This is a genomic window from Runella sp., assembly GCF_027484545.1.
Taxonomy (GTDB): domain Bacteria; phylum Bacteroidota; class Bacteroidia; order Cytophagales; family Spirosomataceae; genus Runella.
In genome coordinates, this window is record NZ_JAIXST010000271.1 from 1 (window position 1) to 10,722 (window position 10,722).

General features: G+C 43.2%; 10 protein-coding genes. 1 reads left to right on the forward strand and 9 read right to left on the reverse strand.

Annotated features, from left to right (window positions below; genetic code table 11):
- The first annotated feature begins 138 nt into the window (after positions 1–138).
- Complete coding sequence (locus Q0081_RS24275) at positions 139–312, forward strand: hypothetical protein (protein WP_298359891.1); 174 nt, start codon at positions 139–141, stop codon at positions 310–312.
- Positions 313–431: 119 nt separating this feature from the next.
- Here the strand turns inward: Q0081_RS24275 and Q0081_RS24280 are convergent, their stop codons facing one another.
- The 9 genes from Q0081_RS24280 to Q0081_RS31985 form a co-directional block, all read right to left on the reverse strand.
- The gene (locus Q0081_RS24280; protein WP_298359893.1) at positions 432–827 is read right to left on the reverse strand and encodes a hypothetical protein; all 396 of its coding nucleotides are present in this window, start codon (positions 825–827) and stop codon (positions 432–434) included.
- A 178-nt stretch (positions 828–1,005) separates the two neighbouring features.
- Complete coding sequence (locus tag Q0081_RS24285) at positions 1,006–1,824, reverse strand: hypothetical protein (RefSeq protein WP_298359895.1); 819 nt, start codon at positions 1,822–1,824, stop codon at positions 1,006–1,008.
- A 228-nt stretch (positions 1,825–2,052) separates the two neighbouring features.
- A complete protein-coding gene (locus Q0081_RS24290) occupies positions 2,053–3,561 on the reverse strand; it encodes an AraC family transcriptional regulator (RefSeq protein WP_298359897.1) in 1,509 nt (502 codons plus the stop codon).
- Between the two features lie 9 nt (positions 3,562–3,570).
- Complete coding sequence (locus Q0081_RS24295) at positions 3,571–3,804, reverse strand: helix-turn-helix domain-containing protein (RefSeq protein ID WP_298359899.1); 234 nt, start codon at positions 3,802–3,804, stop codon at positions 3,571–3,573.
- Between the two features lie 114 nt (positions 3,805–3,918).
- Positions 3,919–5,073, reverse strand: a complete 1,155-nt coding sequence (locus Q0081_RS24300; RefSeq protein WP_298359901.1) for a P1 family peptidase — start codon at positions 5,071–5,073, stop codon at positions 3,919–3,921.
- A 36-nt stretch (positions 5,074–5,109) separates the two neighbouring features.
- Complete coding sequence (locus tag Q0081_RS24305; protein WP_298359903.1) at positions 5,110–6,162, reverse strand: asparaginase; 1,053 nt, start codon at positions 6,160–6,162, stop codon at positions 5,110–5,112.
- Positions 6,163–6,189: 27 nt separating this feature from the next.
- Positions 6,190–8,382: a S9 family peptidase gene (locus Q0081_RS24310; RefSeq protein ID WP_298359905.1), complete on the reverse strand. Its 2,193-nt coding sequence runs from the start codon at positions 8,380–8,382 to the stop codon at positions 6,190–6,192.
- A 188-nt stretch (positions 8,383–8,570) separates the two neighbouring features.
- Complete coding sequence (locus tag Q0081_RS31980; protein WP_409034095.1) at positions 8,571–8,813, reverse strand: sensor histidine kinase; 243 nt, start codon at positions 8,811–8,813, stop codon at positions 8,571–8,573.
- Between the two features lie 48 nt (positions 8,814–8,861).
- Positions 8,862–10,358, reverse strand: coding sequence for a sensor histidine kinase (locus Q0081_RS31985; protein WP_409034094.1), 1,497 nt, complete (start codon positions 10,356–10,358; stop codon positions 8,862–8,864).
- Between the last annotated feature and the right edge of the window lie 364 nt (positions 10,359–10,722).

Consider the following 10,722-nt stretch of genomic DNA (forward strand, 5'->3'; position numbering starts at 1 on the left):
ACTCTTGCAGGATGCCTTCACAAAGGCATCAAAGTCCCTGTCTTTTGCCAGAAAATGGAATCCCATTTTTTGGAATTCTACAATTATTTGTTCCAATTAGTTATGTCCCTATCTATAATTGTTAAAATGAATTCTGAAATGAACGGGACAAAAGTGCAGGAACTCATTTTACTCACTAATTTTTTAAGTGTAAAGCGTAGGAATAAATCAGTAAAGCGTAGTAAACTCCAATTAAAAGAAACACAAAACCCGCTTCAATTGCTCGAAACGGGTTTCTTTTCTACGCTTATTTATCAATTGATTTTTTATTAAATTATGGCCTGTTTTGGTTAAAAAGAGCCTGTCGTTAAAATTTTTGTCATGTCTAAAAGTGAATGCTCTTCAACACGGTGAGATTTAGTTTAGATGCCCGTTCTCTAAATACAGAAGCACTAATTCAGTGCGATAACTTTATTGGAGGTGATGGCTTTGGCAAGAACAGTATACTCTTTTTGGAGTACCTTTGTCACCGGGGACTCCTTGCCGTTTTGCATTTCAATAGAGTAGTTGCCCTGAGCTACGTCTACAAAATCAAAGACAAATCGGTGTTGCAGTTCATCTTTGGACAAGGAACTTCTGTACATCACCTGCCCTTGCTCATTACGCAGTTGGACGGTGAATTTGCTGCGGTTATCTGTTCTGTTTACAATAAGGTGAACTTTTACCTCCTTTTGAGCGATGTGAATCTCTGACTCAAAAGAGGGAGTTATTTCATTTTGTTGGGCATTTGCATTGCCGTAAATCAATACTCCAACGAGTATCAGACTTTTGGAAATTAACTTTTTCATAGATGTAAATAGTTGATTATGAATATAGTTGTGTGGGGGACTGAGATTTAGTATTGAGGCGGGTCAGGATTTCCCTACCCCCTCAAGCGAGGGGGTATCCCAATGGATTGCGGGTTCACTTATTAACCTAACATAATTTTTTTGATGGAAAATCAGAGCGTAAAAGCTGCCGCTGGGCCTATTTAGTGGAATCCACTCGTTCAAACAATTCTACGTCCAGTAAGGTAATCAGGTCGCGAATGCTCTTCATCGTGGCGGCAAAATCTTTGGTTGGGTATACTTTTTTGAAGGCTTTTTCTAAATACCCGCTGCTTTCATGCGTCAGCATATCGGCCATGGTATTGGTAGATTCTATTCGGTAATAGTTGGCACCTTCTGCCGAACGCGGGTACAGGTGTTCACCAAATCTCCAGCCCGAAATAGCCCCCATTTTGCCGGCTTCGTCAAAAACAGGTTTCATCATGGCTTCCGCTTTTTCGAGTTCCACTCCTTTTCCAGCAGCAGCTTTCACCTGAGTGATTTTTATAAAACGGTTTTCGGCATTCGATTGAGATCTGAGCAATTGGTAGCTTAGACTGCTTGAGACCATTTTACGGGTTTTTCCGGTCGAATTGGCCAAGGCTATTTCTTCAGGACTCATTCCTTTGGTAATGTATTCCCAAGTCATATTTTGGGCTTCTTCCAATTCTTTGCCGCTTTTGAAAGCCGTAACGGTCATGTAATCGTAGTCGGCATTGGTACCGTAAAAACTGCTGCGGGAGAGGTTCCAGTTTAAAATCTTTCCTTCGTCTTTGCGGCGTTGGTGGACTTTTTTCCAGAGGTGTTCTACTTTGAGGTATTCTTCCTCCATTCCAGGCTCTACTTTCATGTATTCGCGAAGCAGATAAACGGGAGCATCGGGCGCGGCCTGAGCCGCCGCAACGATGGAAACTAATAGACAAAACCCGGCGATTGCAAACGACCTAAGTGCAGTGTTTGTTAATTGAGCGTTTTTCATTGTAGTAAGGTTTACATTTGATGGATCAACTTGTGAAAGTGTTTCTTTCCTAATTGACATACCAAAGGTAAATACTTGAAAATCAATAAGGTTAGTGCATTTTTGACAAAAGCTTAGTCTATTCTTGCAAAAGCTTAGTCTATTGTTGCATGAAGCGGATGAGCGAGCGGACTCGCACGGGCGGCCCCGGCCGCCGCGGTGACGAATTACGAATGAATTGTATCCCTCTTATTTTCTGATTTTTTGAAGAAGTTGGTGGTAACGTGGGTCGCTTTTGAAGGGGGGCAGCCAATCTCGGACAATGTATTTGAAAAACAACATAGGAGGTTCATGGGCTTCGATGGCTTTTTCAAAGTACAGACAGGCCGTATCCATTTCGCCCATGCAGGCATGGACGATTCCCAAATCATAGTTGTCGACGGGTTGTGTACGATTTAGTACCGCTATTTTTTCGAGAATGTCTTTTGCTTTGTTTATTTCCCCTGACAAACCCAACAAAACACCGCAGGCACTCAATGTCAAACCGGTGTAATTGAGATGCAGCGCTTTATCCAGTTCTTCCAAGGCTTCGGGGTAGTTTTTAAAAGCGATCAGATTGAGACCGATGATCAGGTGTCCTCCCCAAAAAGTAGGCTCTAATTCAACATGTTGCCTGCCCTTAGCAATGGCTTTGTCAAAATCTTCGGCCAACCAATAAATGTAAGAAGCATAAAAATTATTGATCAACGAAAATGGCTCCAACGACAGCGCCGACAAAACGTGTTCTTTGGCCCTGTCAAGCCTGTCTGACAGACTCAAAAACAGGGCGTATTGCGCGTGCAACTCTGCCGTGGTTTGATGGAGCATCATTGCCTTTCTGAAGGTTTGGGCCGCGCTGTCGAAATCCCATTCGTAGAGCAGTTGCATTCGGGCCAAGGCCAAATAACTTTCCGTGATTTGACTGTCCAACCGTAACGCTTGCTCGGTGGCCTGTTTCATTTGCGGCAAACTCTGTTCCGGCGGAAGATGCCGATAAAACCACAGATTGAGGTAACAGGAGGCAATTCCCGAATAGGCAATGGCGTAGTCAGGCTCAAGGGCAATGGCCGCTTCAAAGTAGCTTATTGCTTTTCTGAATTCTTCGGCTCCGCCAAATTTATTATGGTAAAAACGCCCGTGCAGATACAGTTGATAGGCGTCGGGATTGTTGGTATATCGTTTGAGGGTCGTTTGTTTCTCTTCACCAAATAACGTGGACTTAATTTCTTTTAAAATGGCCAGTGAAATCTCATCCTGAATATCAAAAATATCCTTCAATTCGCGGTCGTATTTCTCCGACCAAAGATGGTAACCGTCTTCAACCTTGATAAGCTGTGCTGCGATGCGAACTCTATTGCCTGATTTTCTGACACTTCCATCTAAAATATGTGTGACGTTCAATTGTTGACCGATAAGTCGTAAGTCCAGACTTTGTCCTTTGAAGGTAAAGCACGAAGTGCGTCCCGCTACTTTTAGGGCAGGAATGTGAGTGAGCGCATTGATGATTTCTTCGGTGATGCCGTCGCTGAAATACTCCTGTTCGGCATCAGTACTCATGTTGACAAAGGGCAATACGGCGATGGATAATTTATCCTTTGGCTCCTCCAAAACCGACTTTCCTTCAGAAGCCATTTCCTGTTTTCTGAACTCTGTAGGAGAAATTTGATATGCTTCGATGAAGTACTTGCTGAAATTTGGCGGACTCTCGATTCCGACCATATACGCAATCTATGAAATACGCAAATCGGTCTCCGAAAGCAGCATTTTGGCTTTTTCAAGCCTTTTTTGACGAATGAATAAAGTAACGGAAAGCTGCGTTTTTTCTTTAATCGTTCGGTGCAATTGGGCCCGACTTATCCCGATTTTCTTACAGATGGCATCCAATGACCAAGCAAAATGATCCAAATTTTCGTCTAAAAAAGCAGTCAGTTTATCAATGTTTCCCGAAGGTTGATGCGACATACAATCCTCAAATTAAGCAGTTTAGATGACATAAATATAGTGTTATTTTAGGTTTGAACAATAGCAATACGCTAACGCTATGATAAAAAGGGTATATAAAAAGGAAGGATTGATTTACTTCACTCGGTTATACTTTTTCAATACTTCCATAACCTTTTTATGCGGCAAAGCGTAGGCTTTGTTACCGTTGATGCCTTCCATTGTTTCGGCAGCCACCATGGCGTTGGTGATGGCTTCTTCGGTGGCCTGTACGGTGGCTTCAAATAGTGGATTGATCAAATCGTTGGGCAATTGATCTACTTTGGTGAATTTATCTCGTTGAAATGCAGTGGGATTAGCCGTCGAAAAGGCAATGAAAATATCGCCCGAGCCGTTTTCGCCCCGTCCGCCCATTTTCCCTACGCCAATGGGAACCCGGGCAGCGATTCTTTTTAATTGATGCGGCAAAAGCGGAGCATCGGTAGCCACAACGATAATGATAGAGCCGTCGCCGGGTTGGTAGGAGGGAGGGGCTTTGAATTCATAGTTCAAAGTGTCTTTTAATTCCTGCCCAACGGGTACTCCCGCAATGGTGAAGTTCTTTTTGCCGCCAAAATTCGATTGGACCAACACGCCTACCGTATACGTTGAGTCTTTGATTTTCACGACTCTGGAAGAAGTGCCGGTTCCTCCTTTAAATCCAAGGCACATCATTCCCGTGCCGCCACCTACGTTTCCTTCCTGCAATAAACCCGATTTGGCCGTATTCAAGGCTTCATAAGCGTGGTTTTCTTTGACATGAAAGCCGTAGATGTCATTCAGAAAACCGTCGTAGGTTTCCGCCACGACGGGATAGGTATACCAAAAATCTTCTTTGTACCATTTGGTTTCCACAAACCATTTCAATACGGCATCGCGCACCACGCCCACGCTGTTGGTATTGGTAATCATGATGGGAGTTTCCAGAAAACCCGATTCAGTAATCCACGTCGTGCTGGTCATTTCACCATTGCCGTTCAGGGAATACCAGTTGGCATACACAGGATTATTGTTTCTTCCCCTTGGCAAAATGGCCGTGACCCCCGTTCGAACGGGGCCTTTGCCTCGTATGTTTTTGCCCTGTCCCGAAATGATGGTACTGTAGCCCACCTCCACGCCTTTCACATCAGTGATGGCGTTGAATTTTCCCGTTGTTCCTTCAAACGGAATCCCGATGTCGCGGGCGCGAGGTTTTTGGGTGTAGCCTAAAAAAGAAATCAGCAGCAATGGCACTATAAGCGATTGGGTCATTTTCATGGTGATTGAGCTATTTTCGGTAGTACTGCATCAATAATTCAGAAATAGTTCCTGTATTTTTTCTCGGTCTTTCGTCAGGGTGAGCGCCAACATTAATAAAATCCGTGCTTTCTGGGGATTATGATCAAGGGCCGCTATCGTATTCATTTTAACGTCGTTAAACTCGTCTTCAGTGGCAATCTCTACATTGCCCGAAACGACTCGGGAGGAGCGTACGATGATGATTTTTGTTGACTTTGCCCTTTGGATTGCCTCCTGAATGGCTTGATTGTAATGTCCGTTACCGACGCCGGCAATCACAATACCGTCAATCTTTTCGTTGAGCAATGCATTGAATGGAATCGCAGAAGCATCTGCATACATGGAAACTATTTCCACCTTGGGTAAGGTGGAAATTTTGCTGATGTCAAAAAAAGGTTTCGGGCCAGCGTAGAAGGGTTGGCTGTGGTATTTCACCTGACCGTCGTGTATCTTACCAATTGCGCCGGTATTAGGTGAATCAAACGCATTGACATCCAGCGTGTTGATCTTTGTGACATTTTTTGCATCATAGATCCGTTCATTGAAGCTCAGTATTACCCCCTTGCCTTGGCTTTGGGGAGCAGCAGCTACCAAAATAGCATCGTAGAGGTTTTTAGGACCATCCGTACTGATAGCAGTGGAAGGACGCATGGAACCGGTAAGCACCACCGGTTTAGTTGAACCGGTGGTGAGACTTAAAAAGTAGGCGGTTTCTTCCTGCGTATCGGTGCCGTGGGTAATGACAATCCCATCCGCTTCATTTTTGGTAACTATTTCATTGATTCGTTTTGCCAATTTCAGCCAAATATCAATCGTGATTTTATAGCTGCCGACCGAGGCGATCTGTTCGCCCTGCACATCGACCAACTTATTGATGGTGGGAATGGCAACCAACAAATCCTGAATGGGTATTTTTCCCGCTTCATACGCGGCTCGGTCCGGATTGGCTCCTTTTCCGGCAATGGTTCCCCCGGTGGCTAAGATGATTACTCTTGGCTTTTGGGCAGTTGCTTTTATAGGAAGCCAACAGGTCGCGAACAGAACAAGGAATACATTTTTCATCGTAAAACAGGTATAGGATTTAGTAATCTACTTTTCGTTTGGTTCCTTCGCTCTTGGGTCGGGGGTTATGTTGATCTGATACTCTTTGGGAGGAGTTGCCTGCATCAAATGCTGTACAAAGTAGTCCCATCTTTTGCGCATCATGTAATACGTGTTTTCTCCGTAGCCGTGGCGGGCATTGGGGAAAATAAGAAAATCAAAGTCTTTGTTGGCTTTGATCAACGCATCAGCCACTAAATACGAATTATAGGGGGGGACATTATCGTCCATGCCGCCGTGAACCAGCAACAGTTTTCCTTTTAAATTTTTGGCATGTACTTGGTTCGCCTGTTGTTCATAGTTAGAAATGCCCTTTGGGTCTTTTGTTTCGAATCCAATGTATCGTTCGCCCCAATCATCTTCGTAGTTTCTGTTTTCATGATTGCCGGACTCTGAAATGCCGACCTTAAAGAAATCAGGGTATTTGAACAGCGCGGCAGCCGTTGCAAATCCTCCTCCGGAATGTCCCCAAATACCGACGTTGTTCAAATTTAGGTACGTATATTTTTCGGCCAGTTGTTTTAGGCCCGCGATTTGGTCGGGCAAGGTGTTTTCCCCCATATTGCCGTAGCAGGCATCATGAAAAGATTTGGAGCGATTGGGGTTACAACTGCCTTCCAAAACCACCACCACAAAACCCAATTCGGCCAACGCCTGATTGTCTCTGGTGGCGCCTAAAAAGCTCCACGAACCCACACTGCCGCCCTGCGGACCGGGATAGATATACACAATCACGGGGTATTTTTTAGAAGAATTTAGGTTGGAAGGAGTAAACATTTGGCCATACAAATCCCATTTATTGTCGGCCGATTTTACACTGAAAGGAGTGGGCGGGGTCCAGCCAATGGTTTTTAAACGTGTGATGTCGGTCTTCTCTAAGGTGATAATCAATGCGCCTTTTGTATCGCGCACCTCTGTGACGGGCGGTACATTGGGTTGGGAATAGGTATCGGTAAAATAGGTCCCGTCGGGCGAAAAGCTGATTGCATGGTGGCCGTTACCGGGGGTTAGTAATGTTACATTTTTGCCACTGAAATCAACCCGATATACATAAGAGAAATAGGGGTTTTGATTGGCTTCTTTTCCTTTCGCTTCAAAATAAATGACCCTTTGCGAAGCATCTGTTTTCAGAATACGGGTAACCACAAAATTGCCGGTAGTGATTTGGTTTTTAAGGTTACCGGTCGTGGCGTCGTACAGGTATAAGTGTCCCCAATCGGAGCGTTCCGAATACCAGATGAACTCATTGGTTTTCGGCAGAAACTTCCAGTTGACGGCCCCTTGCCCAGATTCGTATTGGGTAGCTACTTTTTCTTCCAAAATTTCTTTTACCTCTCCTGTTTCTGCATTGGCGATGCGCAGGTTGGCCTGTTTGTGATCGCGGGTGGTGGATACAAAAGCGAGTTGCTTACCGTCATCGCTCCACGAAACATCATCCAATTCGCCATTGTGCGATATGTCATCGCCTAATGTACTGCGTCGGTCATCGGCCTTGGAGGCAAGGCGAATCACTTTGGACGATTCCGTATCAATAATGACCCGATGAATTTTGATGACGGCCGAATCTGTCGGCAGGGGATATTTCCATTCTTCCAATTCGGGCGCCCCTACCGTTGTTTTTACCAAATACATACTTTTGGTATGCCGTTGGTCTTGCTGAAAAGTGGCAATTTTTTTAGAATCAGGCGACCATTTTACAATCGCTTTGGCCGAGTGTTTCCATCCTGCATTGTCGGTGGCATAGCCAAAGTCTTTAACGCCGTCAGTGGTGAGTGCCGTTTCTTTGCCAGTACTCAGGTCTTTTATCCATAGATTCCAATTACGGATAAAGACAACTTTTTTGCCATCCGGCGATAGCGTTTCTATGTTGGAAATTTTGGGTGGAGTGGGCGTGGCAGCTGTGCCTTCCAATAACTCTTTTTTCGAGTTTGCCGTACTTTTTTTGCCATCAACGGGATTGTATAACACGTATTTTGATTCATTGGCCGTCAGAGTACGGTACCAAAGTCGGCCGTCGGGCAACCATTGCGGTTGTATCTGATTGTCAATGCATTTGGTGGCATTGGGGACGAGCATCGTGGCGGCACGATTGTAATCGGCCTCCGTAAAAACCTTTTGTGTTTGAGCATTGGCTGAAATTGTAAAGAATAACAGCCAAGCGATTGGATAAATTTTTTGCATCAAAAAAAGAAGTTGTATGATTTAAAAAGGGATGAAAAAGGGTTGAAAATGAGAAGACGGAATTCTATGCATTTTACAAAAACTAATAAAAAAATACTAACTGACGGCAAGAAAAAGAAAGTGCGTATTTTAGAGCGGTGCTATTCTAAGGCCAAGAAAGTCAGGAAAAGTGTAATCATACCCTTAGTTTAAAGAGGAAGCTTCACTACAAACGTTGTTCCCTCACCTTCTACACTTTCTACCTCAATCGTCCCGCCGTGTCCTTTGGTTACAATATCATACGCCAAACTTAGCCCCAAACCCGTGCCTTGGCCTGTGGGTTTTGTAGTGAAAAATGGTTGAAAGATTTTGGCTTTGGTGGCTTCTGACATACCGATGCCGTTGTCTATTACTTTGAGAATGATTTGATTGTCAGACCTTTGTGTTGAAATAGTGACTGTTGGGCTGTAGTCGTTTAAACCTGCAAGGTTTTAAAAACCTTACAGGTTTCGCTGGTTGGTAGCCCAGAAAGCATTATTAATCAAATTCAACAAAACCCGCCCCATGTCTTGGGGAATGACTTCGATTTTGGGGAGGTTTTCATCAAAGTCGGTCTTGTAGTCACTATTAAAGGCGTTGTCTTTGGCTCTAATTCCGTGGTATGAAAGTCGGAGATATTCATCGGCCAATTTGTTGATATCTGTCAAAACTCGCTCGCCTGTACTCGTGCGTGAGTGTTCCAACATGCCCGATACGATGCTGCTCGCACGCTTGCCGTGGTGGTTTATTTTTTGTTGATTTTGGCTTAAATCACTGACTAAGTCTTTCACTAATTCTTTGTTCATTACCTCTTTGTCAATTTCTTCATCGAGTTCTTTTGCTAATTCTATACTCATTTCCGAGAAGTTATTGACAAAATTCAAAGGATTTTGTATCTCGTGGGCGATGCCTGCGGTGAGTTCGCCGAGGGAAGCAAGTTTTTCGGATTGGATGAGTTGGGCTTGGGTGGCACGCAATTCTGAAAGCGTGAATTCTAATTTTTCTTTTTCCTCTATCAATCTTATGGCATTTTGTTCTCTAAGCTGCAAATCAAGGAAGCGGGTATAAGTTAAGTCAAATACTTTGGATAAGCGCATCAATAAATCAAAATGGTCTTCACTCAAAGGCTCAAATGAGGAAAGCATAATGCAGCTAAAATTTTGAAATGAAGCATTTAGTATAACACTTTTGACTGAACGCATATTGTCTTTTACAAAGTCGGGTAATTGTGATAAGTCATTTGCAAATTGATAATCGTCCCATGTTTTTTTATTGTTGCCTTCTAAGACGTATGACCATCTTTGCTGACGTTCTTCCCAACCTTTTAAAATTGCCAAATTAGGCGCATATTCATGGTATTTTACCAAAATTTTCAAAGGCTTATCTGATGCGTCTGCACTCACCATCCACCAATGAGTATCTTTTGTAGCTTTATTAAAAGTCATAATGAAACCCCTGTCTAAGTGCATATTGAGTTTGGTGCATTCGACATAAATAAAACCTATCAAAGTATTCAACTCTTCTGATGTATTCATCGCCATTGCACGGCTACGGATGCGTTCAAGTGAGGCTTCTCTCGCCTGTGCTTCTGCTTTTTGTAAATCAAGGAAACGGGTGTAAGCCTGTTCAAAAACTTTTGCAAATCGTATTAATATTTGAAAGTCTTCAGTAGTTGTCAATTGCCCAGACCAACTATCAAAGCCTACTATTGAGTTTTTTTCTGAAGCAAAGGTGGTAGTCCAACTTTCAGCTTCAAGCTGTAATTCAGTAACAGATTCAGGAATTAGCGTTGGGTTATATTTTGCTTCGTAGCAGTAATAGTCGTTCTTATCTTTTTCTTTGTAGGTTTTATTAAGTCCATTTTCACCTGTTTCAATGGCATGCCATAGGTCTTTAATAATTGGATTAGTTGCAATATCTTCATCATAAGGCATATCTACTTTAATAGGTGCAGGCAATAACTTTGTTGCAACCCAAGCTTCAATATTTCTTTTTGGTTTGTCAAAAAAATAAATAAAAGTTGCATCGAAGGGAATTCCAAGGTCTATAAGTTTTTCAAATAAAACTACTATTACCTTTTCAAGCTCATACGATTGGTGAATAGCAAGTGATGCAGAACGGACTTTTTCTAAAGCACCCTCAATTTCTAAATCTCGGTTTATAATGTACCCCGATTTTAGGACCGAGCTTATAAGTAAAAACTTATTATCTTCATCTTAAAATAAGACAAAAATGGGAAAGCGTATCAGGCGAAATTATGATGGGAGTTTTAAGGCAAAACGGGGCCGCCCGAGCGGTTGTTCTTGAAGTCTTCAAAGAGCA

Excerpts from the sequence above, each read along its gene's own strand:
- Q0081_RS24300 (WP_298359901.1), bottom strand. The coding sequence starts at position 5,073 with ATGACCCAATCGCTTATAGTGCCATTGCTGCTGATTTCTTTTTTAGGC.
- Q0081_RS24290 (WP_298359897.1), bottom strand. The coding sequence starts at position 3,561 with ATGGTCGGAATCGAGAGTCCGCCAAATTTCAGCAAGTACTTCATCGAA.
- Q0081_RS24280 (WP_298359893.1), bottom strand. The coding sequence starts at position 827 with ATGAAAAAGTTAATTTCCAAAAGTCTGATACTCGTTGGAGTATTGATT.
- Q0081_RS24275 (WP_298359891.1), top strand. The coding sequence starts at position 139 with ATGAACGGGACAAAAGTGCAGGAACTCATTTTACTCACTAATTTTTTA.
- Q0081_RS24305 (WP_298359903.1), bottom strand. The coding sequence starts at position 6,162 with ATGAAAAATGTATTCCTTGTTCTGTTCGCGACCTGTTGGCTTCCTATA.
- Q0081_RS24310 (WP_298359905.1), bottom strand. The coding sequence starts at position 8,382 with ATGCAAAAAATTTATCCAATCGCTTGGCTGTTATTCTTTACAATTTCA.
- Q0081_RS24285 (WP_298359895.1), bottom strand. The coding sequence starts at position 1,824 with ATGAAAAACGCTCAATTAACAAACACTGCACTTAGGTCGTTTGCAATC.
- Q0081_RS24295 (WP_298359899.1), bottom strand. The coding sequence starts at position 3,804 with ATGTCGCATCAACCTTCGGGAAACATTGATAAACTGACTGCTTTTTTA.